Below are 22,872 nucleotides of genomic sequence, written 5' to 3'. Positions count from 1 at the left end.
GACGGGGTCGGGGCCTGTGATCCCTGCCCCGGTATCTGACACCATTCCCCCGGGGGCGTCGTTCAGCGGGCGAGCGATGCTCATTTGGGAGTGAGCTTGCGACCAGGGGACGGATGGGACCGCGCTGTGCGGGGCTACGAAAGCCAGGAGAGCCATCAGGCCGAGGCCGACCATCTCTCGCGCTTCGAGGCCGAGATGGAGCGGCTGAAGAAGGAGCGCGGGAAGGCCGTCCAGCACGCTGAGGACCTGGGATACCAGGTCGAGGTGCTGCGCGCCAAGCTCCACGAGGTACGCCGAGCTCTGGCGTCCCGCCCCGCCTACGACGGCGCGGACATGGGGTACCAGGCGGAGCAGCTGCTCCGCAATGCCCAGATCCAGGCCGACCAGATGCGCTCCGACGCCGAGCGCGAGCTGCGCGACGCCCGGGCCCAGACCCAGCGCATCCTCCAGGAGCACGCCGAGCACCAGGCGCGGCTGCAGGCCGAACTGCACACCGAGGCGGTCAACCGTCGCCAGCGCCTCGACCAGGAGCTCAACGAGCGCCGCCAGACCGTCGAGGCACACGTAAACGAGAACGTGGCCTGGGCCGAGCAGCTGCGCGCCCGTACGGAGTCCCAGGCGCGCCGGCTCATGGAGGAGTCCCGCGCCGAGGCCGAGCAGTCCCTGAACGCCGCCCGCGCCGAGGCCGCCCGGGTCGCCGAGGAGACCCGGCGCCGGATGGCCGCCGACGCGGAGACCGCCCGCGCGGAGGCCGAGGCCACCCTGCTGCGCGCCCGCAAGGAGGCCGAGCGGCTGCTGACCGCCGCGTCCACGCAGGCCCAGGAGGCCAGTGAGCACGCCGAGCGGCTGCGTTCCACCACCTCCGCCGAGGCGGAGCAGACCCGTCAGCAGACCCTCGACCTCGGCCGGGTGGCCGAGGCCCGCGTGCAGGAGGCCGACGCCGCGCTGCGCGAGGCCCGCTCCGCGGCCGAGAAGCTCCTCGCCGAGGCCAAGGAGAGCGCCGCCCGGCAGCTCGCCTCGGCGGAGTCCGTCAACGAGCAGCGCACCCGCACCGCCAAGGAGCAGGTGGCCCGGCTGGTCGGCGAGGCGACCAAGGAGGCCGAGGCCCTCAAGTCGGAGGCCGAGCAGTCCCTGGCCGATGCCCGCGCGGAGGCCGAGCGGCTGCGCAGCGAGGCCGGCGACCAGGCCCGTACGGCGGCGGCCGAGGACACGGCGGCACAGCTGGCGAAGGCCGCCCGTACCGCCGAGGACGTATTGAACAAGGCCTCGGAGGACGCCCGGGCCACCACCCGGGCCGCGTCCGAGGAGGCCGAGCGGATCCGTCGCGAGGCCGAGGCGGAGGCCGACCGGCTGCGCCTGCAGGCGGCGGCCACGGCCGATGAGCTCAAGGGCGCGGCGAAGGACGACACCGAGGAGTACCGGGCCCGTACGGTCGAGCTCCAGGAGGAGGCCCGGCGGCTGCGCGGCGAGGCCGAGCAGCTGCGCGCGGAGGCCGTCGCCGAGGGCGAGCGGATCCGCGGCGAGGCCCGCCGCGAGGCGGTCCAGCAGATCGAGGAGGCGGCCCGGACGGCCGAGGAACTCCTCGGCAAGGCCAAGGCGGACGCGGACGAGCTGCGCGGCGGGGCGACCGCCGAGAGCGAGCGCGTCCGCGCCGAGGCCGTCGAGCGGGCCACCACCCTGCGCAGGCAGGCCGAGGAGACCCTGGAGCGGACCCGTGCCGAGGCGGAGCGGCTGCGCGCCGACGCCGAGGAGCAGGCGGAAGCCGTACGGGCCGAGGCGGACGCGGCGGCTCTCGCCCGGCGCGCGGAGACCGAGCAGGCCCTCGCCGCTAAGCGGGCGGAGGCCGACGAGGAACTCGTACGCCTCCACACGGAGGCCGAGAACCGGCTGGGCACGGCAGAGCAGACGCTGCGCGACGCCCGCGCCGCGGCGGAGAACATCCGCCGGGAGACCGGCGAGGAGACCGACCGGCTGCGCGCCGAGTCGGCGGAGCGGATCCGCACCCTTCAGGCGCAGTCGGAGGCCGAGGCCGACCAGCTGCGCATCGACGCGGCGCAGGACGCCGGCCGGGTGCGCGCGGAGGCCGAGCAGGCCGCCGTACGCCTGACCGGCGAGGCCGAGGCCGAGGCCGAGCGGGTGCGCTCCGAGGCGCAGGAGACCGCGGACCGGCTGCGCTCCGAGGCGAAGGCGGCGGCCGAGCGGGTCGCCGCGGAGGCCGCGGAGGCGCTGGCCGCCGCACAGGAGGAAGCCGCCCGGCGCCGCCGGGAGTCCGAGGAGACCCTCGCGTCGGCGCGGACCGACGCGGAGAACGAGCGGGCCCAGGCCCGGGAGCAGAGCGAGGAACTGCTGGCGCAGGCCCGCAAGCGCTCCGAGGAGGCGCAGGCCGAGGCGGTCTGGCTGACCGAGGAGGCCGAGCGGCGCGCGTCCGAGGTCGTGGCGGCGGCGGAGGCCACCGCCCAGCAGGTACGGGACTCCGTGGCCGGGCTGCACGAGCAGGCCGAGGAGGAGGTCGCCGGACTGCGCAGCGCGGCCGAGCACGCGGCGGAGCGCACCCGGACCGAGGCCGAGGAAGAGGCCGGGCGGGTCCGCGGCGACGCGTACGCGGAGCGGGAGCGGGCCACCGAGGACGCCAACCGGATCCGCAGTGAGGTGCGCGCCGAGACGGACGCGGCCAAGGCGCTCGCGGAGCGGACGGTCGGCGACGCGATCGCCGAGGCCGAGCAACTGCGCAGCGACACGGCCGAGTACGCGCAGCGGGTACGGACCGAGGCCACCGACGCCCTGGCGGCGGCCGAGCGGGACGCCGCCAGGACCCGGGCGGACGCCCGGGACGACGCGAACCGCATCCGCGGCGAGGCGGCGGAGGCCCTGGAGGCGGCGCGCGCCGAGGGCGGACGGATCACCGCCGAGGCGACGGCGGAGGCCGAGCGGCTCACCGAGGAGACCCTGGCGGCGAACGCCAAGACGGTCGGCGAGGCGACGGCCGAGGCCGAGCGGATCACCGCCGAGGCGGCGGCCGCGGCAGAGGCGACCCGTGCCGAGGCCGAGCGGCTCACCGAGGAGACCCTGGCGGCGAACGCCAAGACGGTCGGCGAGGCGACGGCGAAGGCCGAACGGCTCACCAAGCAGGCGGCGGACACCCTGGCCGCGGCCGAGAGGGACGCCGCGAGGGTGCTGGTCGACGCCCGCAACGAGGGCGACCGGCTGGTCGACGAGACCCGTGCGGCCAACGAGCTCACGGTCGGCGAGGCCGCCGCGGAAGCGGAGCGGCTGCGCGCCGAGGCGGAGCGGACCCTGGACGACGCCCGTGCGGAGGGCGGCCGGATCATCGGCGAGGCCACGGCGGAGGCGGACCGCGTCACGGTCGCGGCGAACGAGACCCTGGCGAGTGCCGAGCGGGAGTCCGAGCAGACGCTGGACGAGGCGCGCGCCGAGGCGAACCGGCTGCGGACCGAGGCCGCCGAGCAGGCGGACCGGCTCATCACCGAGGCCGCGTCGGAGGCGGACAAGCTCACCGCCGAGACCCGCAAGGCGAACGAGCGCACGGTCGGCGAGGCCTCGAACGAGGCCGAGCGGCTGCGCGCGGAGGCGTCCGAGGCGCTGTCCTCGGCGCAGGAGCACGCGACGCGTACCCGGTCGGAGGCCGAGCGGGTCAAGGCAGAGGCGGCGGCCGAGGCCGAGCGCATCCGCACGGAGGCCCGTACGGAGTCCGAGCGGCTGCTGGACGAGGCTCGCGAGGAGGCCAACAAGCGCCGCAGCGAGGCCGCGGAGCAGGTCGACCGGCTCATCACCGAGGCCGCGGCGGAGGCCGACAAGCTCACCGCCGAGGCGGGCAAGCAGGCGCTGGCCGCCACCACGGCCGCCGAGGAGCAGGCCGACGCGATGGTCGACGCGGCCCGCAAGGAGGCCGTGCGGATCTCTTCGGAGGCGACCGTGGAGGGCAACTCCCTGGTGGAGAAGGCCCGTACGGACGCGGACGAGCTGCTGGTCGGGGCGCGTACGGACGCGTCGGCCATAAGGGAGCGGGCGGAGGAGCTGCGCGCCCGCGTCGAGGCGGAGGTCGAGGAGCTGCACGAGCGGGCCCGCCGGGAGTCGGCCGAGCAGATGAAGTCGGCCGGCGAGCGCGTGGACAAGCTGGTACGGGCGGCCACCGAGCAGAGCGCCGAGGCCGAGGCGAAGGCCAAGGAGCTGGTGTCGGACGCGAGCAGCGAGGCGAGCAAGGTGCGCATCGCCGCGGTACGCAAGGCCGAGGCGCTCCTGAAGGAGGCCGAGCAGAAGAAGGCCGAACTGGCCCGCGAGGCCGAGAAGGCCCTCGCGGAGGCGAAGGCGGAGGCGGAGCGGCTCGTCGACGAGGGACGCCGCGAGCTGGAGGTGCTGGTGCGCCGGCGCGAGGACATCCAGGCGGAGATCTCCCGTGTCCAGGACGTTCTTGAGGCGTTGGAATCATTCGAGGCGCCTTCGGGTGGCGGAAAGACCTCGGTCGGCGGCCAGGGCGCGGGGGGTGTGAAGGCCGGCGCTGCTGCGGGTTCGACTCGTTCGGGTGGTAAGTCGTCGGAGGGGTAGTCAACGTGCGGGATGTGTGTTCCTGATGAAGGTTCAGTCGAACGAGTGACAAGCATTCTGTCGCCTTGCCACTCAAAAGGGGTCTCATTGTCCAGATCAATCGCGGATTGACTCGAAGACACGCCGCTTCGGCGCCTAGGATTCCCCTAACACCTCACGTAGCACCTCATCGGTCTCATTCGACAGGAACCCCATGAGCGACACTTCCTCCCCCTTCGGCTTCGAGCTCGTGCGGCGTGGTTACGACCGCGGTCAGGTGGACGACCGCATTACCAAGCTGGTCTCCGACCGCGACAGCGCCCTTGGACGTATCAACTCTCTGGAAAAGCGGATCGAGGAGCTGCACCTCGAAACGCAGAACGCCCAGGCCCAGGTGAGCGACGCGGAGCCGTCGTACGCCGGCCTCGGCGCCCGGGTCGAGAAGATCCTGCGCCTGGCCGAGGAGGAGGCGAAGGACCTGCGCGAGGAGGCCCGTCGCGCGGCCGAGCAGCACCGTGAGCTGGCCGAGTCGGCTGCCCAGCAGGTCCGCAACGACGCCGAGTCGTTCGCCGCCGACCGCAAGTCGAAGGCGGAGGACGAGGGCGTCCGCATCGTCGAGAAGGCCAAGGGCGACGCCTCCACCCTGCGCGCCGAGGCCCAGAAGGACGCCGCCTCCAAGCGCGAGGAGGCCGACGCCCTGTTCGAGGAGACCCGCGCCAAGGCCGCCCAGGCCGCCGCGGACTTCGAGACCAACCTGGCCAAGCGCCGCGAGCAGTCCGAGCGCGACCTGGCCTCGCGTCAGGCCAAGGCGGAGAAGCGCCTCGCGGAGATCGAGCACCGCGCCGAGCAGCTGCGCCTGGAGGCCGAGAAGCTGCGTACGGACGCCGAGCGCCGCGCCCGTCAGACCGTGGAGACCGCGCAGCGCCAGGCCGAGGACATCGTGGCCGACGCCAACGCCAAGGCGGACCGTATCCGCAGCGAGTCCGAGCGCGAGCTGGCGGCGCTCACCAACCGCCGCGACTCCATCAACGCGCAGCTGACCAACGTCCGCGAGATGCTGGCGACGCTGACCGGTGCGGCCGTCGCGGCGGCCAACCCGATCGTCGACGACGAGCCGGTCTCGCGCGGGGTCCCCGCGCAGCAGAGCCGCTGACCCCCGCGTCACGGCTACCGGGCGGTACTGTTCGCCCGTTTCACGACCAAAGCAGGGCCGTGCGTCACCTTTCGGAGGTGGCGTACGGCCCTGCGGCGTTCTAGCGTGGCCTGCATGATCGAGCTTGAGGGCCTTACGAAACGATTCGGCGCGAAGACCGCCGTGGACAACCTCAGCTTCCAGGTCAGACCGGGGGTGGTGACCGGCTTCCTCGGCCCCAACGGGGCAGGCAAGTCCACGACCATGCGCATGATGCTCGACCTCGACAACCCGACCAGCGGTACGGTCCGGATCGACGGAAAGCACTACCGGGATCTGCCGGAGCCGCTGAAGTACATCGGTGCACTGCTTGACGCGAAAGCGATGAACGGTGGCCGAACTGCATACAACAACCTTCTCTGTCTGGCGCACTCGAACCGGATCCCGGAACGCCGGGTCGCCGAGGTACTGGACCTGGTCGGCCTGACGGCCGTCGCGAAGAGGAAGTCGAAAGGATTTTCGCTTGGCATGGGCCAGCGGCTGGGAATCGCCGCCGCACTGCTCGGTGATCCCAAAATCCTGATGTTCGACGAACCCGTCAACGGTCTGGACCCGGAGGGAATTCTCTGGATCAGGAATCTCATGAAGGGGCTGGCGGCGGAAGGAAGAACGATCTTCGTCTCGTCCCATCTCATGAGCGAAATGGCCCTGACGGCCGACCATTTGGTCGTCATCGGTCAGGGAAAGCTGCTGGCAGACCTGTCGATGGCCGATTTCATCCACCAGAACTCGCGCAGTTACGTCCGGCTGCGCTCGCCCCAGCAGGAGCGGCTCAAGGACGTCCTGCACGACGCGGGCATCGACGCCGTCAGCGTGCCGGCCACCGGCGCGCTGGAGATCGACGGCGTGGGCCCGGAGCGGCTCGGCGAGCTGGCCGCCCAGCACCAGATCGTGCTGCACGAACTCAGCCCGCAACGGGCTTCACTGGAGGAAGCGTTCATGCGCATGACGGCGGACTCCGTCGAGTACCACGCCCACGCACCGGGCGCGCCCGTGCCCGCGGGCATGGTCACCGACAATGCCTCCCGGCCCGCCGACGTTCCCGGCTGGGGCGCCGGCTACGAGGCGACCCGCAAGGGCGGTGAGTGAGCATGGCCTTCTCCGCCGTCCTCAGGTCCGAGTGGACCAAGATCCGTACGGTCGCCTCCACGAGCTGGACCCTCGCCGTCTCGCTCCTCGCCACCGTCGGGTTCAGTGCCGGTTTCTGCGCCCTGGTCAACGCGAGTTTCGACAACATGGGCACGGTCGAACGGGCCACGTTCGACCCCACCCTGCTGAGCTTCAGCGGGATGCAGTTCGGCCAGCTGGCGATGATCGTCTTCGGCGTGCTGGTGGTCAGCACCGAGTACAGCTCGGGCATGATCCGTACCTCGCTGGCCGCCGTACCCGCACGCGCGAGCTTCCTGCTGGGCAAGCTCGCCGTGGCCACGGCCCTGGCCCTGCTGGTCGGACTGCTGACCAGCTTCGTGTCGTTCTTCCTCGGCCAGGCGATCCTGGGTGACCACGGCATCGGCATCGACGGGGAGAACGTCCTGCGCGCGGTGGTCGGCGCCGGCCTGTACATGGCGCTCCTCGCCCTGTTCTCCATGGGCGTGGCCGCCATGCTGCGCAGCTCGGTCGCCTCGATCAGCATCCTGATCCCGTTCTTCCTGATCGTCTCGAACCTCCTCAGCGGTTTCGAGGCGACCCGTAAGTACGGCCAGTACCTGCCCGACAAGGCGGGATCCAAGATCATGCAGATCGTGCCGGACGCCATGGGCAGCACCGAGACTCCGTACGGCCCCTGGGGCGGTCTCGGGATCATGCTCCTGTGGGTGGCCGCCTCGGTGCTCGGGGGCTACCTCGTCCTCAAGAAGAGGGACGCCTGACGTACTACGGGACATCCCCGGGTCGGTCTCAGGGGCAGCTCAGGGATCCGGCCCGGGACGGAACCGTAGGAGACTGGATATCCTCTTAACCCTTACGCGGGCGAGAGTCGTCCCGGCCTGGTAAGGGGCAGCAAGATGATCGAGGCAGTCGGCCTGACCAAGCGCTACGGCGCCAAGACCGCCGTCGACCAGCTGTCCTTCCAGGTCAGGCCGGGTCACGTGACCGGTTTCCTGGGGCCCAACGGCTCCGGGAAATCCACCACCATGCGCATGATCGTCGGCCTCGACCGGCCCACTTCCGGCCATGTCACGATCAACGGCCTCCCCTTCCGGGAGCTGCCGAATGCCCAGCGGCACGTCGGGGCCCTGCTGGACGCCAAGGCCGTGCACGGGGGCCGCCGGGCCCGGACCCACCTGCTCTCGATCGCCCAGCTCTCCGGGATCCCGGAGAGGCGGGTCGACGAGGTACTGGCCGTGGTCGGCCTCCAGGACGTCGCCCGGCAGCGTACGAAGGGCTTCTCGCTCGGCATGGGCCAGCGGCTCGGCATCGCCACCGCCCTGCTCGGGGACCCCCAGGTGCTCCTCTTCGACGAGCCGGTCAACGGGCTGGACCCGGAGGGGATCCTCTGGGTCCGCAACCTCATGCGCCGGCTCGCCTCCGAGGGGCGTACCGTCCTCGTCTCCTCGCACCTGATGAGCGAGATGGCGCTGACCGCCGACCACCTGATCGTGATCGGCCGGGGACGGCTGCTGGCCGACATGGGCACCCAGGAGTTCATCACCCACAACTCGGCCGGATTCGCTCGGGTACGCGCGGCCGACACCGATCCCGATGGCTGGGACACGCTGGGTGCGGCCCTCACCAAGGCGGGCGGCCGGGTCCTCCAGGAGCCCGAAGGAGCACTGCGCGTGACCGGGCTGGAGCTCCCCCGCATCTCGGACCTCGCGCACGAGGCCGGTGTACGGCTGTGGGAACTCTCGCCGCACCGGGCCTCGCTGGAAGAGGCGTACATGCGGATGACCCAGTCCTCCGTGGAGTACACCTCCACCGACGACCCGCGGGCGGAGCTGTGGGAGCCGGAACCGCTGACCGTTCCGGCATGGGAGGACGAGGCGGCCGCACCGGAGATCCCGGGGGCGGGCTTCTTCGCGCCCCCGCCGCCCGGAGCGGGCGGCCGGCCCTTCCTGATGCCGGACAACCCCGGCGAGCTCGCCCAGGCCGCCCAGAACAACCCCGAGGAAGCCCGATGACCCCGCCGACGACCGCGGACCAGCCGAAGAGCTACAGCTCGACGCTGCCGACACCGCGACCGCACCTGGGACACGCCATGGCCTCGGAGTGGACCAAGCTGGTCTCGGTCCGCTCCACGCTGTGGACGCTCGGCTCTCTCGTGCTGACCGTCGTCGGCGCCGGGCTGCTCTTCGTCCTGCAGACCGGGGACCAGGACTACGCGGGCATCTCCTTCACCACGCCCGCTCTCTTCGGCCTGCTGATCGGGCAGCTCGCGGTGATGGTCCTCGGCGTCCTGACGATCACCTCGGAGCACGCCACCGGACTGGTGCGGACCACCTTCACCGCGGCCCCGGAGCGGCACCGCGTGCTCACCGCGAAGTACCTCGTCTTCGGCATGACGGCCTTCGTCGTCACCGCCGGGTCGGTCTTCCTCGTCGGGCTGGCCGCGGCGCTCGTGCACAACGGCTCCGCCGCCGGACCGCACTCGGCCGACGAGTGGTTCGGCGCGCTGGCGGGCGTCCTCTACGTCACGCTGCTCGGCGTGCTCGCGCTCGCCGTCGGCGCGCTGCTGCGGCATTCCGCCGGGGCGATCGCGGTGATGCTCGGCCTCGTCACGCTGCCGCCGGTGACGGGCGGGATGCTCAGCGCCTGGGAGTCGTCCGCCGCCCTGGGGCGGCTGATCCTCCAGTACAACGCGCCGGTGGCCCTGATGCAGCTGTTCGGCATGTCCGACAGCGGCTCGGACCTGGCCCCGGTGCCCGGCGGCCTCGCGCACATGACGCTCATCCTGCTCGTCGCGGGCGGCGCGGTGGCCGCCTCGTACGTGATGGTCGGCCGCCGGGACGTGTGAACCGGACTCAGTACCTGGGCGCGTTGCGGGACCGCTGCACCTTCGAGGTGCGGCGGTCCTTCGCGTTCCAGCAGGCCTTGTGCCAGTGCCGGCGGTCGTCCACGCCGCCGTACTCCGGCCAGGCCACCAGGTGCGGGGTGCCCGAGGGGATCTCCTGGTCGCAGCCCGGGCAGCGGTAGCGCTTGCCCGCGGCGCTCGCGCCCGCGACGTGCCGGACCTTCCAGTCCTCGCCCTGGTACTCCTCCGTGCGCTCCAGCCCGTAGCGGTCGAGGCCGGTGCTCGGTCGTTCGTCCGGAGTCTCGCCGCCCCTGGGGCGGTTGTGGCGCGGTGACACGTATACCTCACGGATGGGCGGACGGCAGTGACTTTCTCCCAGACTACGCGCAGCGAGGCCGGGTACCCGCAGGGTGGTTACGGGAGCCCGGCCCCACGAAGAGGAATGGCCCGACAATCCCAATAACTTTCGTGTCAGCCCGTGCCTTTGGCACGTGTCAGACGTTGTTGCCATAGGAAGAACCGGTCAGCCTGGGGAGGCCGCGTCAGCCGCGAGGAGGATAAAGGCGATGCGCGTAGGAGCGTTTGTACTGGCCGCCCAGTTCCCGGGCCAGGGACAGGGCGAGGCACTGCACCGGGCGGTGCGCACGGCCGAGGTGGCCGAGGAGTCCGGCCTCGACTCGGTCTGGCTCGCCGAGCACCACTTCGTCCCGTACGGGGTCTGCCCCTCGGCGGTGACACTGGCGGCCCTGCTGCTGGGCCGGACCCGGCGGCTGCGGGTGGGCACGGCGGTCAGCGTGCTGCCGAGCACGCACCCCGTGGCCCTCGGCGAGCAGGCGGCGCTGCTGCACCTGACCTCGGGCGGCCGGTTCAGCCTCGGGGTGGGCCGCGGCGGGCCGTGGGTCGACCTGGAGGTCTTCGGGGGCGGCCTGGACAGTTACGAGAACGGCTTCCCGGAAGCCCTGGACCTGCTGCGGCGCTGGCTGACGGAGGCACGGGTGGGGGCCGCCGGCGAGCGGTACGGCTTCCGCGAGGTGGCCGTCGTACCGCGCCCTTCGGAGGCGCTGGACGTGGACGGGCCGGGCCCGGAGGTCATCGTGGCCTGCACCTCCCCCGCGTCGGTGCGGCTGGCCGCGCAGCGGGGGCTGCCGATGCTGCTGGGCATGCACTGCGGGGACGAGGACAAGGCCGAGATGGTCGCGCTGTGGCGGGCGGCGGCGCTCGCGGCCGGTCACTCCCGGGAGCACGTGGCGAGCGCGGGCCATGTCTCCGCAGGGGTCTGCCAGCTGGCGGACCGCACGGCGGACGCCCGCGAGTCGCTGCTGAAGGCGATGCCGGGCTGGCTCAGGCAGGGGCTGGACGCGCATGTGACGGTGGACGGCCGGGTGCGCGCGATGCGCGACCCGGTCGCGTACACGGAGCTGCTGTGCGACCTGCACCCGGTGGGCACACCGGCACTGGCGGCGGACCGGCTGGCGGCCACCGCCGAGCGGACCGGCATCACGCGCTTCGCCCTCCTGACGGAGGGGTCGGGCGATCTCGCCGCGACGGAGGAGAACGTACGGCGCCTCGGCACCGAAGTCCTGCCCCGTCTCGGCTGAGATCTGCCGTCGTTGCTAACAGTCCCGAAGTCCGGGCGACTGGTTGAGCAGCTGGCCGCGGATCGAAGTGAACTTGGCCAGCCGGTCGTCCACCGAGGAATCCAGCGGGAACACCGCTACCCGGTGGCAGTTCTGGAACGCCAGGCGCACTCCGAAGTGCCGCTGCAGCGCACCGCGTATCGCGTCACTCGCGAGAGCGCGCAGCAGCTGCCCGCGCGCCTGCTCGTCGGGCGGCGGCGTCTGGTTGTCGGCGAACTGTCCACCGTCGACCTTCAGCTGGGCCACCAGCGAGCTGATCATCTCCCATGCGTAGGGCAGGGAGGTCCGGACGCAGTCGACGAAAGCGGCTTCGTCGACCTCGCCTCGCTCGGCCTGTTCGAGTAGGGCCGGTGAGACGTCGAGCGACATGGGTTCTCCTCTCGCGACTCCGGCGACTGGGTTGCCGGAGTCTTACGGGCAGGGAAGGAAGCCGCGACGCTGCGTACACGCGTCGCAACCTCCCGCTCACCACGGTAGGCGTCCCATGGGTGACGCACCAGGAGAATGCGCATACAACGCGCCATCGGCGAAGGGGGCTTTCAGGGGCGAATCGCGTGGAGCCCTGCTCGTCGAGTAGCGTTGCCGACCATGCGTCTCGTCATTGCCCGCTGCTCCGTCGACTACGCGGGCCGGCTCACCGCCCATCTGCCCTCGGCACCCCGTCTGATCCTCGTGAAGGCCGACGGCAGTGTCTCGATCCACGCGGACGACCGGGCGTACAAACCGCTCAACTGGATGTCGCCCCCGTGCACCCTCAAAGAGGGGAGTGGTGACGAGGCCGGTGTGTGGACCGTCGTCAACAAGGCGGGTGAGAAGCTCATCATCACCATGGAGGAAGTCCTGCACGACTCCTCCCACGAGCTCGGCATCGACCCCGGGCTGATCAAGGACGGCGTGGAAGCCCACCTCCAGGAACTCCTCGCGGACCGCATCGAAACGCTGGGCGAGGGCTACACCCTGATCCGGCGCGAGTACATGACGGCGATCGGGCCCGTGGACATCCTGTGCCGGGACGCCTCCGGCGCGACGGTGGCCGTGGAGATCAAGCGGCGCGGCGAGATCGACGGCGTCGAGCAGCTGACCCGCTACCTGGAGCTGCTCAACCGCGACCCGCACCTGGCCCCGGTCCGGGGCGTCTTCGCGGCGCAGGAGATCAAGCCGCAGGCCAAGGTGCTGGCGACGGACCGCGGGATGGACTGCGTGGTCCTCGACTACGACGCGATGCGCGGCATCGAGGACGACAAGCTCCGGCTGTTCTGACCGTCCGCCCTTCCCGTCACAACGGCTCCGTCCACGAGGACGGAGCCGTTGTCGTTCACTGGACGGTGCCCGTGCCCGGGCCGGTCGAGGTGCCCGTGCCGGTGGCCGTGGCGGTGGCCGTACCCGTCCCCGTGGCCGTGGCCGTCGGCGTCGGGACGGCCGACGCCGAGGGCGAATCGGAGGGGGTCGGCCCGGCGGAGGTCGGCGGTACGGGTGCCGACGACGAGGCCGGGGGCTGCGGCGCGGTCGACTGCGGTCGGCGCGACGGCGTGCGGGAGGGGGTCCGGCCCGGGGTCGGGGCGCCGGCGGTCGCGCCCGGGGCGGTGGACTGCGCCGGCGGCTCCGCCACCGGGTCGGCCGGCTCCGCCGGAGAATCGTTCCCGCTGGTTCCCGGCGCCGACGGCTGAACCATCCGCGTCGGGCTGGTCGACACCGCCGGACCCTGCGCGGGCGGCTCGGAGTCCGAGGAGGCCAGCGCGAGGCTCACCACCGTTCCCAGCGCGACCACGGCCAGCGCCCCCGCCCCGGCCAGCAGCGCCCGGCGCCGGCGGCCCGAGTCCGCAGCGGGTCCGGCCAGGGGTCGTCCGGCCACCGGCCCGGGGGCCGGCGCCGGAGCGGGCTTCGGCGACAGCGGGAAGGCGTCCTCGAACACCTCCGACAGCGTCGTGGGCGGCTCCTGACGCCGGGTCACGGGCACCACCGGAGCCACCCGCGTCACCGCCTCCGAAGCCGCCGCCGGGGCTCCGGCCGCAGCGGGCCGGGCCATCGCGGACTTGACCGGCGGCCGGGCCGTCGGCCCGGGGACCGTGAGGGCCTCCGATGCCCCGGAACCCTTGGGCAGGGCCGGCGCCGTGACGCCGGCGGCCGGCGGAAGGGCGGGCGCCTCCAGCCGCAGCGGCGGCGACACCGTCACCTCCGCGGCCTCCCGGTCCACGACCAGTGCCAGCGCCCGCCGGCCCGCGACCGTGCCCCGCTTGTCGGCCAGCGCGCCGCGCAGCCCGATCGAGGTCTCCAGTTCGGCCCGCGCCCGGTCCAGGCGTCCCTCGCACAGGGCGAGCACACCGAGTTCGTGGTGGAAGTACGCCTGCTCGGCGACCTCTCCCGCCTTGCGCGCGGCCTCGGCGCCCGCGCGCAGCACCCGGTCCCAGGCCTCCCAGTGCAGCGAGGCGGCGAACGCCGGAGCCGCCGTGCGCGCCAGCAGCACGGCCGCCACCACGTCCGCGCCGCCCAGCGCGGCGAGCACCGCGTCGGCCTCCGCCGCGACGCGCTGCGGGTTCACCGAGGTGTGACCGGTCCACCAGGCGTAGTGCCGGGCGGCCGTACGGGCCTCCTCGGCCGCGGTGTCCCCGTACCCGACCTCCTCCAGCTGCCTGGCGACCCCGGCGGCCAGCCGGTAGCGCGGGCCGACCTGGGTCAGCAGGCCGCAGCCGAGCAGTTCCGCCACCGCCGAGTCGGCGTGGGTGTCCCCCACCAGCGCGGGCAGGTGCGCGTGGTGCGGCAGTTCACCGCCCAGCGCGCACGCGATCCGCAGGGCCGCGCGCGCCGACTCGCTGACCCGCGAGGCCAGCAGCTCCGCCGGCGCTGCGCCCTCGGCCAGCGTCGGCAGCGGCACCTGCGCGGTGTCGCGCGGGCGCTCCTCGAAGACGCCCGGCTCCTCCTCGTCGTCCGCCTCGTCGGTGTGGTTGATCTCGTCCCGCTGCCGCAGCAGCGCGGCGGCCTGCACGAAGCGCAGCGGGAGCCCCTCGGAGGCGAACCTCAGGTCGGCCGCCCAGGCGGCCTCCGCCTCGGTCAGCGCCCGGCCGACGCCCGCCTCCAGCAGTTCCAGGCATTCGTTCTTCCCGAGCCCGCCGAGGAAGACCTCTTCGATGTGCGAGTTCTCGGAGGGGGCCCGGGTGTCGGGGGTCGCGGCCAGCAGGTAGGCGCATTCGGGGGTGGCGCGCAGCAGCTCGTCGAGGGCGACCCCGCCCATCTCCAGGTCGTCGAGGAGGACGACGGCGCCGATGTCGCGTACGCGGGCGAGGATCTCGATCCGGTCGGGCCGCGTGTCCGAGGCCTCGTACACGGTCTCGTAGAGGGTGTGGAGCAGCTCGGCGGGCTGCTGGTGTCCGTAGCCGGAAAGCCGTACGACCCCGTCGGGGGCGAGGCCGGCGCACTGGGCCGCGACCTCGTCGAGCAGTGAACTGCGGCCCGATCCGGCGGGTCCGGTGAGGCGTACGGACCGCCCTCGGCCCAGCAGCCGTACGAGTCGCTCCAGCTCCTCCTCGCGCCCCAGCAGGGGGCGGGCGGGTACGGGAGCCCCGGGGAGCGCGGGCGGCCGTGCGGCGGCGTCCCGGGCGGCGCGGGCGGCCGCGTCGCGCTTGGCGGGGCGGCCCGACCGGGTGCCGGGCCGGAGCGGTTCGATCTCGCTGCCGTCGACGGGGTTGACGGTGAGGGTGAAGTCCCCCGCGGTCAGGGTGACCACCCGGGCGGGCGCCAGGGGCGCGGGCAGCGCCGCGGCACCTCCGGACTGCTCCTCCGGATCGGCCTGCCCCTGTATGTGGTCCATGACCAAGTCCCCCGATCGCGCCGTGCGCCTCGCCGTCGTACAACCCGGCCTTCGCACACGCCGCTGCCGCTACTGGTCCGGTTTTCCGCCCGAACCCTAGACGGTGGCCGGTCCTGCGGGGAACCGCGGGGGTGCCATCACCACCGGACCGTTACGTTTCCGCAGGAAAACGGAACACAGCGTTCACACCCTGGGCAGGGACTCTGCTTCCAATCCGCCCTCGATCGCGAGGATCCGGTGCAGGCGGGTCGCAACGAGCAGCCGCTGCATCTGCGGCGGCACCCCGCGCAGGACGAGACGCCGTCCGGTCCGGCCGGCCCTGCGGTGCGCGCCCATGATCACGCCGAGGCCGGTCGCGTCCCAGGAGTCGAGGCCGGTGAGGTCGAGCACGAGGTCGCCGTGGCCGTCGTCGAGGGCGGAGTGGAGGACCGTACGGGCGTCCGCCGCGCTGCGCACGTCGAGGCGACCCCCGACAGCGAGTTCGGCGTGGTCGCCCCTGATGTGCATGTGTACTCCCGGCAGTACGCGTACGTATGGTCCGACTGGTCCGTGGTCGGCAACTCTCACTGCAACTGACTGCCTCGCGGGCAGTGAAGTTGCCGACCGTGAGCGAACCGATACCTAATTCACCCCGACGGGTGAAGGCATTCGAACGGTGGTGCTCGGTGGCCCGGCCTCAGTGCTTGTAGAAGCCCTGCCCGCTCTTGCGGCCGATGTCCCCGGCGTCCACCATCCGGCGCATCAGCTCCGGCGGCGCGAACTTCTCGTCCTGGGACTCGGTGTAGATGTTGCTGGTGGCGTGCAGCAGGATGTCGACGCCCGTGAGGTCCGCGGTGGCCAGCGGGCCCATCGCGTGCCCGAAGCCCAGCTTGCACGCGATGTCGATGTCCTCGGCGGAAGCCACGCCCGACTCGTACAGCTTGGCGGCCTCGACGACCAGCGCGGAGATCAGACGGGTGGTCACGAAGCCGGCGACGTCACGGTTGACGACGATGCAGGTCTTGCCGACGGACTCGGCGAACGCCCGGGTGGTGGCGAGGGTTTCGTCGCTCGTCTTGTAGCCGCGGACGAGCTCGCAGAGCTGCATCATCGGGACGGGCGAGAAGAAGTGCGCGCCGACGACCCGCTCCGGGCGCTCCGTCGCGGCCGCGATCTTGGTGATCGGGATGGCGGAGGTGTTGGAGGCGAGGACGGTGTCCTCGCGCACGATCTTGTCGAGGGCGCGGAAGATCTCGTGCTTGATCTCGATCTTCTCGAAGACGGCCTCGACCACGATGTCGACGTCGGCGACCGCGTCCAGGTCGGTGGTCGTCGTGATGCGCGCGAGGGCCGCCTCGGCGTCCTCGGCGGTCAGCTTGCCCTTGGAGACGAACTTGTCGTACGAGGCCTTGATCCCGTCCGTGCCGCGCGTCAGCGCGGCGTCGGTGACATCGCGCAGCACGACGTCCCAGCCCGCCTGAGCGGAGACCTGAGCGATACCGGAACCCATCAGTCCGGCACCGATGACGGCAAGCTTCCCAGCCACTGCACACCCCACGTTCTTGATACGGCCCAGCCTCGAAACGGCCCGGACTCCTGGCCCCTCCGGCGGAGACTAGCGTCCGGGCGGTGCGGTGTGACCTCGAAGTAACACGCGTCACGTCTCAGATGACGGACATCACACCGGGACGGGTCAGTGGTCCGCCGGTTCCCCCAACCGCTCCTCGATCGACGGCAGTCGCTCGGTGCGGGTGGCCCTCCCGCGGCCGCGCCCGCCCCGCCGGCTCGGCGCAGTGGTAGCGGGCGAGGTCCATGTCCCCGGCGGCAGGGGCCTCGTGCGCTCGACCGACGGTCTGTTCGACCGTCAGGCGCGCGGGGTCCCCGGCATGACGCGAGCCCGGGAAGCCCGCCGGGACGCCGACCCGCCTGGCCGGTTCGGCCTGCTGCCGGATTCCGAACATGTCGGTCAAACCGTCACCTCTTCGCCCTCCTCGACCCCTTTCGGGCCCGCCCGCGGACGCTACCGGGCTCACGGGCGGCTCCGCGTGCGATTTTCCGGCGGGCGTCACTACGCTGGCCGCATGGTGAACCTCACGCGCATCTACACCCGTACCGGCGACAAGGGCACGACCGCCCTGGGCGACATGAGCCGCACGGCCAAGACCGATCTGCGGATCTCCGCGTACGCCGACGCCAACGAGGCCAACGCGGCCATCGGGACGGCGATCGCCCTCGGCGGCCTGCCGCAGGACGTGGTGAAGGTCCTGGTCCGGGTGCAGAACGACCTGTTCGACGTGGGCGCGGACCTGTGCACCCCGGTGGTGGAGAACCCCCAGTACCCGCCGCTGCGGGTGGAGCAGTTCTACGTGGACAAGCTGGAGGCGGACTGCGACGCCTTCAACGAGCAGCTGGAGAAGCTGCGCAGCTTCATCCTTCCCGGCGGCACCCCGGGCGCGGCCCTGCTGCACCAGGCCTGCACCGTCGTACGGCGTGCCGAGCGCTCGACGTGGGCGGCGCTGGAGGTGCACGGCGAGGTCATGAACCCGCTGACCGCCACCTACCTGAACCGCCTCTCCGACCTCCTGTTCATCCTGGCCCGTACGGCCAACAAGGAGGTCGGCGACGTGCTGTGGGTGCCGGGCGGCGACCGCTAGCGCTCGGTCCGGGCGAGCGAGGGCTGCTCCGAGGCCGCGTCCGCCGGGGCCTTTTTCGGCCAGATCGTGTACGCCACGGCGATCAGGGCGTGGATCCCGACCGCCCGCAGGGCTCCGAACTGCCAGGCCTTGAGCGAGCCGACGTCGCCCGCGTCGCCGACGTACCAGATGGCCACCTGGAGCAGGGTCAGGGCGACGGCGGCGGCGATCACGGTACGGACCCACAGCTTCCACTCGTGCACGGCCCGCGCCTTCCCGTACCCGGCACCGGCCGGCTTCGGTCCCCCGGCCAGCCGGTGCGCGGCGTGCCCGTCGAGCCACTTGACCGTGTAGTGGCCGTAGGCGACGGTGTAGCCGATGTAGAGCGCGGCCAGACCGTGCCTCCAGTCCGGCTCGGCGCCGTTCTTGAGGTCGAGCGTGGTGACCACCAGCAGCACCAGCTCCATCAGCGGCTCGCACAGCAGGACCGCCGCGCCCAGCCTGGGCATCTTCGCGAGGTAGCGCAGGGCCAGCCCGCCGGCCAGCAGCACCCAGAAGGCGATTTCACAGGTGATGATCAGGGCGACGAGCACGGCGCTCTCCGTTCCACTCGGTTCCGGACGTCTTCGGTTCTCCTCCAGACTCCCGCCCGGTCCGGCCCCGTTCGTCGTCGCCGCTGACGAAAGACCACTGCATCCTTCGATGTAGTCGACGTCCGCCCCGGTACCGAGGCCCGCGCCCCGCCCACCGTGTTGGATGGGACCGTGACCAAGAAGAGCCTGCGCCCCCACCGGCACGACGTCCTGCTCGCCGTGGTCGGCGTGCTCGCGGGCCTGGTGATGTGGTCGCTGGGCATCTACAGCAGCGCCGGCCGGGACTTCCTGCCCGCCTGGGCCGCCCTGGTACCCCTCGTGATCCTCGGCGGGATGGAACTGCTGCGCCGCTCCAGACCGTCGGCGGCCGTGACCGTCGGCACCCTCGGCGTGATCGCCAACGAGTTCACGGTCGGCAGCCTCGCGACCGTCCTGATCTTCACCGACCTGATGTACGCCGCCGTCGTCTACGGGAAACCCTCCACGGCCCGGCGGCTCCCGGTCAGCACCGGCCTGGTCACCGTGGCCGTCACCATCGCCGCCCTGGCCTGGCTGCGCACCCCAGAAGCATTGCTGATCGGCGTGGTCACCGGCCTCGTCAGCTTCGGCCCGGCACTGACCGGCGCCACCCTGCGCAACCACCGGGAGGCCGCGGTGGCGGCCCGGCTGCGCGCCGAGCAGACCGCGCTGCTGGCCGAGATGGACCGTACGCAGGCCGTAGTCGCCGAGCGCGCCCGGATGGCCCGGGAGCTGCACGACATGGTGGCCAACCACCTGTCCGCCATCGCCATCCACTCCACCGCCGCGCTGTCCATCGACGAGGCCGAAACCAGCCGTGACGCCCTCGGGGTGATCCGGGAGAACAGCGTCCAGGGCCTGGCCGAGATGCGCCGGCTGATCGGGCTGCTGCGGGACGCCGGGGCGGAGCGCGAGCCGGTCGCCGTACCCACGCTGGACGGTCTGGACGCCCTGGTCGGGCAGGCACGGACCAACGGCTCGGCGAGCGGTCTGGAGTTCGTACTGCACGACGACCGGCCGCCCGGGGAGCCGACGGCGGCCCCGGTGGAGCTGGCCGCGTACCGGATTCTCCAGGAGTCGCTGACCAACGCCCTCAAGCACGCCGCCCCGGGCACGGTCACGGTCCGCGTGGCCCGCGCGGCCGGGATGCTGACCGTGACCGTGGACTCGCCGTACGGGGAACGGCCCGGTCCGCGCGCGCCCGGTTCCGGGGCCGGGCTGATCGGCATGCGGGAGCGCGCGGAGCTGCTGGGCGGGGAGTTCACGGCCGGCCGGGCCGACGGGGTGTGGCGGGTACGGGCGACGCTGCCCGCGGAAGAGAAGGCGGTGGAAGCATGACCATCACGGTGGTGGTGGCGGAGGACCAGAGCGCGGTCCGGGCCGGTCTGGTGCTCATCCTGCGCAGCGCGGACGGCATCGAGGTGGTGGGCGAGGCGGCCGACGGGGAGGAGGCCGTACGCCTCGCGCGCGAGCTGCGGCCGGACCTCGTCCTCATGGACGTGCAGATGCCGAAGCTCGACGGGGTGTCCGCAACCCGAGAGGTGGTCGCGGAAGGACTGGCCGATGTCCTGGTGCTGACCACCTTCGACCTCGACGAGTACGTCTTCGGGGCGCTGCGGGCGGGGGCCGCGGGCTTCCTCCTGAAGAACGCCGAGGCCGCGGAGCTGATCGAGGCGGTACGGACCGTCGCGCGCGGGGAGGGCCTGATCGCCCCGGCGGTGACCAGGCGGCTGATCGCCGAGTTCGCGGCGCCGCGTCCGGCGCGGGCGTCGGTGTCCCCGGAGACGACGGCGGCCGTGGCCTCCCTCACCCGGCGGGAGCGGGAGGTGCTGAGCGCTCTGGGCGAGGGCCTGTCGAACGCGGAGATCGCCGAACGTCTGGAGATGGCGGAGTCGACGGCGAAGACGCACGTCAGCAGGCTGCTCGGGAAGCTGGAGCTGCGCAGTCGGCTCCAAGCGGCCGTCCTGGCACAGGAGTTGGGCATCTAGCACTCCGAATGCGGCACCGGTCTGGACCTCTTGACGGTTGGTCCAGACCTTTCTACCCTCACGAACACTGTGGTGAGCGTGCCATGACAAAGCGTGCTCACGGGCGGCGCAGGTCCCACCCCCATGTCGAAGTCGGCCCCGCGACTGCGACGGACCTACGGAGGATCACCCTTGAGCACAGCATCCCCACCCCGAACCCGGCGCACCCGGTTCTTCACCCGCGTCGCGGCGATCGTCGCCGCGCTCGCCCTGCCCGTCACCGGGCTCGTCGTGCTGGCAGGACCCGCCCAGGCCGCCACCTCGGCGACCGCGACGTACACCAAGGTCTCCGACTGGGGCACCGGCTTCGAGGGCAAGTGGACGGTGAAGAACACCGGCACCACCACGATCACCTCCTGGACCGTCGAGTGGGACTACCCGGCCGGCACCGCCGTCACCTCCGCCTGGGACGCCACCGTCACCAGCTCCGGCACCCACTGGACCGGCAAGAACGTGGGCTGGAACGGCACCCTCGCACCTGGCGCGACCGCCAGTTTCGGATTCAACGGCACCGGCGGCGGCTCCCCCGGCGGCTGCAAGATCAACGGCGCTTCCTGTGACGGCACCCAGCCCGGCGACACTCCCCCCACCGCTCCCGGCACCCCCACCGCGAGCAATGTCACCGACACCTCCCTGACCCTGAGCTGGTCCGCCGCCACCGACGACAAGGGCGTCAAGAACTACGACGTCTACCGCGGCTCCAGCAAGATCGCCACAGTCACCGGGACCACCTACGCGGACTCGGGCCTGACCAAGGGCACGACCTACACGTACAGCGTCACCGCCCGCGACAGCATCGACCAGACGGGCCCCTCCTCCGGCTCCCTCTCGGTGACGACCGGCGGCGTCATTCCCCCCGACCCGGGCGGCAAGGTCAAACTCGGCTACTTCACCGAGTGGGGCGTCTACGGCCGCAACTACCACGTCAAGAACCTGGTGACCTCCGGCTCCGCCGCGAAGATCACCCACATCAACTACGCGTTCGGCAACGTCCAGAACGGCCAGTGCACCATCGGTGACGCCTACGCCGACTACGACAAGGCCTACACCGCCGACCAGAGCGTCGACGGTGTCGCCGACACCTGGGACCAGCCGCTGCGCGGCAACTTCAACCAGCTGCGCAAGCTGAAGAAGCAGTACCCGAACATCAAGGTGCTGTGGTCCTTCGGCGGCTGGACCTGGTCCGGCGGCTTCGGCCAGGCCGCGGCGAACCCGGCCGCCTTCGCCCAGTCCTGCTACAGCCTGGTCGAGGACCCGCGCTGGGCCGACGTCTTCGACGGCATCGACATCGACTGGGAGTACCCGAACGCCTGCGGCCTGTCCTGTGACACCAGCGGCGCCGCCGCCCTGAAGAACCTCATGTCCGCGCTGCGGACCAAGTTCGGCGGCTCCGCCCTGGTCACCGCCGCCATCTCCGCCGACGGCTCCAACGGCGGCAAGCTCGACCTCGCCGACTACGCGGGCGCCGCACAGTACGTCGACTTCTACAACGTGATGACGTACGACTTCTTCGGCGCGTGGGACGCCAAGGGCCCCACCGCCCCGCACTCCCCCCTCACCTCGTACACCGGCATCCCCATCACCGGCTTCAACACCGAGGCCGCGATCACCAAGCTCAAGGGCAAGGGCATCGCGGGCTCCAAGCTCAACCTCGGCATCGGCTTCTACGGCCGCGGCTGGACCGGCGTCACGCAGGCCGCCCCCGGCGGCGCCGCGACCGGGCCCGCGCAGGGCACGTACGAGCAGGGCATCGAGGACTACAAGGTGCTCAAGGGCAGCTGCCCGGCCACCGGCACGGTCGCCGGCACGGCCTACGCCAAGTGCGGCAGCAACTGGTGGAGCTACGACACCCCCGCCACCATCGCCGGGAAGATGACCTGGGCCAAGAACCAAGGTCTCAAGGGAGCCTTCTTCTGGGAGTTCAGCGGCGACACCGCCAACGGTGAGCTCGCGGACGCGATCCACACCGGACTCCGGTAAAGACCGAAGCCGGGGAGACGGGTCCGCCCCCGTCTCCCCGGCTTCTTCACGTCAGCGAGGCCTCAGGCCACGTTCACCCTCTGGCCTGGAGGCGCCGCCTCCAGCCACGCGAGGAAGCCGGTCAGCGCGTCCTCGCTCATCGCCAGCTCCAGGCGGGTCCCCCGGTGGAGGGCGCCGAGCACGACGGCGTCGGAGAGCAGGGCCAGCTCCTCCTCGCCCTCGGGGGCGCGGCGCGAGACGACCTCGATGGAGGAACGCTCCAGCAGCCGGCGCGGGCGGTGCGAGTAGCTGAATACGCGGAACCACTCGATCCGGTCGCCGCTGTAGCGCGCGACCCCGTACACCCAGCCCTTGCCCGAGGTGTCGGTCTCCTCGGGCACGCCCCAGCGCATGCTGCAGTCGAAGGTGCCGCCGGACCGCTGGATGAGTCTGCGGCGCAGCCCGAAGACAAACAGCCCGATCACCACCAGGGCTACGACCAGGCCGCTCACAAGCAGAGCGAGGAGCATCTTCACCG

At 72.0% G+C, this 22,872-nt stretch carries 19 protein-coding genes; 12 read left to right on the top strand and 7 right to left on the bottom strand.

Annotated features, from left to right (window positions below; genetic code table 11):
• Positions 1-126: 126 nt before the first annotated feature.
• The 6 genes from scy (at position 127) to ACFYOB_RS35520 (ending at position 9,686) form a co-directional block, all read left to right on the top strand.
• Positions 127-4,563 (top strand): polarized growth protein Scy, encoded by a 4,437-nt coding sequence (gene scy / locus ACFYOB_RS35545; protein ID WP_388567492.1) that lies wholly within the window; start codon positions 127-129, stop codon positions 4,561-4,563.
• Between the two features lie 193 nt (positions 4,564-4,756).
• Complete coding sequence (locus ACFYOB_RS35540; RefSeq protein WP_150259415.1) at positions 4,757-5,695, top strand: cellulose-binding protein; 939 nt, start codon at positions 4,757-4,759, stop codon at positions 5,693-5,695.
• A 114-nt stretch (positions 5,696-5,809) separates the two neighbouring features.
• A complete protein-coding gene (locus ACFYOB_RS35535; RefSeq protein WP_388567548.1) occupies positions 5,810-6,823 on the top strand; it encodes an ABC transporter ATP-binding protein in 1,014 nt (337 codons plus the stop codon).
• Positions 6,824-6,825: 2 nt separating this feature from the next.
• Positions 6,826-7,602, top strand: a complete 777-nt coding sequence (locus ACFYOB_RS35530) for an ABC transporter permease subunit (RefSeq protein ID WP_388567488.1) — start codon at positions 6,826-6,828, stop codon at positions 7,600-7,602.
• Between the two features lie 135 nt (positions 7,603-7,737).
• Positions 7,738-8,853 carry an ABC transporter ATP-binding protein gene (locus ACFYOB_RS35525; RefSeq protein WP_388567485.1) on the top strand — a complete coding sequence of 372 codons (1,116 nt, stop codon included), beginning with the start codon at positions 7,738-7,740 and terminating at the stop codon, positions 8,851-8,853.
• The gene (locus ACFYOB_RS35520) at positions 8,850-9,686 is read left to right on the top strand and encodes an ABC transporter permease (RefSeq protein ID WP_388567482.1); all 837 of its coding nucleotides are present in this window, start codon (positions 8,850-8,852) and stop codon (positions 9,684-9,686) included. Before ACFYOB_RS35525 ends, ACFYOB_RS35520 begins: the two co-directional genes overlap by 4 nt.
• Positions 9,687-9,693: 7 nt before the next feature.
• On the opposite strand, the gene ACFYOB_RS35515 is transcribed toward ACFYOB_RS35520, so the two are convergent.
• Positions 9,694-10,020 carry an ATP/GTP-binding protein gene (locus tag ACFYOB_RS35515; protein ID WP_328927694.1) on the bottom strand — a complete coding sequence of 109 codons (327 nt, stop codon included), beginning with the start codon at positions 10,018-10,020 and terminating at the stop codon, positions 9,694-9,696.
• 229 nt (positions 10,021-10,249) lie between these two features.
• On the opposite strand from ACFYOB_RS35515, the gene ACFYOB_RS35510 reads away from it, so the two are divergent.
• The gene (locus ACFYOB_RS35510; protein ID WP_388567479.1) at positions 10,250-11,281 is read left to right on the top strand and encodes an LLM class flavin-dependent oxidoreductase; all 1,032 of its coding nucleotides are present in this window, start codon (positions 10,250-10,252) and stop codon (positions 11,279-11,281) included.
• A gap of 15 nt (positions 11,282-11,296) precedes the next feature.
• Here the strand turns inward: ACFYOB_RS35510 and ACFYOB_RS35505 are convergent, their stop codons facing one another.
• Positions 11,297-11,689 (bottom strand): SCO5389 family protein, encoded by a 393-nt coding sequence (locus ACFYOB_RS35505; protein WP_362296368.1) that lies wholly within the window; start codon positions 11,687-11,689, stop codon positions 11,297-11,299.
• A 219-nt stretch (positions 11,690-11,908) separates the two neighbouring features.
• Between ACFYOB_RS35505 and nucS the strand changes: the two genes are divergently transcribed.
• Positions 11,909-12,580: an endonuclease NucS gene (gene nucS / locus ACFYOB_RS35500; protein ID WP_328927692.1), complete on the top strand. Its 672-nt coding sequence runs from the start codon at positions 11,909-11,911 to the stop codon at positions 12,578-12,580.
• 55 nt (positions 12,581-12,635) lie between these two features.
• On the opposite strand, the gene ACFYOB_RS35495 is transcribed toward nucS, so the two are convergent.
• From ACFYOB_RS35495 to ACFYOB_RS35485, 3 genes are all read right to left on the bottom strand, one after another.
• Complete coding sequence (locus ACFYOB_RS35495; protein WP_388567475.1) at positions 12,636-15,125, bottom strand: ATP-binding protein; 2,490 nt, start codon at positions 15,123-15,125, stop codon at positions 12,636-12,638.
• A gap of 183 nt (positions 15,126-15,308) precedes the next feature.
• Positions 15,309-15,632 (bottom strand): STAS domain-containing protein, encoded by a 324-nt coding sequence (locus ACFYOB_RS35490; RefSeq protein WP_267717808.1) that lies wholly within the window; start codon positions 15,630-15,632, stop codon positions 15,309-15,311.
• Between the two features lie 169 nt (positions 15,633-15,801).
• A complete protein-coding gene (locus tag ACFYOB_RS35485; RefSeq protein ID WP_362393009.1) occupies positions 15,802-16,650 on the bottom strand; it encodes a 3-hydroxyacyl-CoA dehydrogenase family protein in 849 nt (282 codons plus the stop codon).
• A gap of 535 nt (positions 16,651-17,185) precedes the next feature.
• Here ACFYOB_RS35485 and ACFYOB_RS35480 point away from each other — a divergent pair.
• Positions 17,186-17,758 carry a cob(I)yrinic acid a,c-diamide adenosyltransferase gene (locus ACFYOB_RS35480; RefSeq protein WP_328927689.1) on the top strand — a complete coding sequence of 191 codons (573 nt, stop codon included), beginning with the start codon at positions 17,186-17,188 and terminating at the stop codon, positions 17,756-17,758.
• Here the strand turns inward: ACFYOB_RS35480 and ACFYOB_RS35475 are convergent.
• Positions 17,755-18,330 carry a hypothetical protein gene (locus ACFYOB_RS35475; protein ID WP_388567471.1) on the bottom strand — a complete coding sequence of 192 codons (576 nt, stop codon included), beginning with the start codon at positions 18,328-18,330 and terminating at the stop codon, positions 17,755-17,757. The genes ACFYOB_RS35480 and ACFYOB_RS35475 overlap by 4 nt on opposite strands.
• Before the next feature lie 246 nt (positions 18,331-18,576).
• On the opposite strand from ACFYOB_RS35475, the gene ACFYOB_RS35470 reads away from it, so the two are divergent.
• The 3 genes from ACFYOB_RS35470 (at position 18,577) to ACFYOB_RS35460 (ending at position 22,355) form a co-directional block, all read left to right on the top strand.
• On the top strand, positions 18,577-19,686 hold the full coding sequence (locus tag ACFYOB_RS35470) for a sensor histidine kinase (protein WP_388567545.1): 1,110 nt from the start codon (positions 18,577-18,579) through the stop codon (positions 19,684-19,686).
• On the top strand, positions 19,683-20,336 hold the full coding sequence (locus tag ACFYOB_RS35465) for a response regulator (protein WP_388567469.1): 654 nt from the start codon (positions 19,683-19,685) through the stop codon (positions 20,334-20,336). The genes ACFYOB_RS35470 and ACFYOB_RS35465 overlap by 4 nt, the downstream gene beginning before the upstream one ends.
• A gap of 123 nt (positions 20,337-20,459) precedes the next feature.
• A complete protein-coding gene (locus tag ACFYOB_RS35460; protein WP_388567467.1) occupies positions 20,460-22,355 on the top strand; it encodes a glycosyl hydrolase family 18 protein in 1,896 nt (631 codons plus the stop codon).
• Positions 22,356-22,417: 62 nt separating this feature from the next.
• On the opposite strand, the gene ACFYOB_RS35455 is transcribed toward ACFYOB_RS35460, so the two are convergent.
• A complete protein-coding gene (locus tag ACFYOB_RS35455) occupies positions 22,418-22,864 on the bottom strand; it encodes a DUF2550 domain-containing protein (protein WP_328927685.1) in 447 nt (148 codons plus the stop codon).
• Positions 22,865-22,872: the final 8 nt, after the last annotated feature.

Source organism: Streptomyces sp. NPDC006463 (assembly GCF_042870715.1).
Lineage (GTDB): Bacteria > Actinomycetota > Actinomycetes > Streptomycetales > Streptomycetaceae > Streptomyces.
Note: the sequence above shows the minus strand (reverse complement) of the source record. Positions and strands in the feature narration are given on the sequence as shown.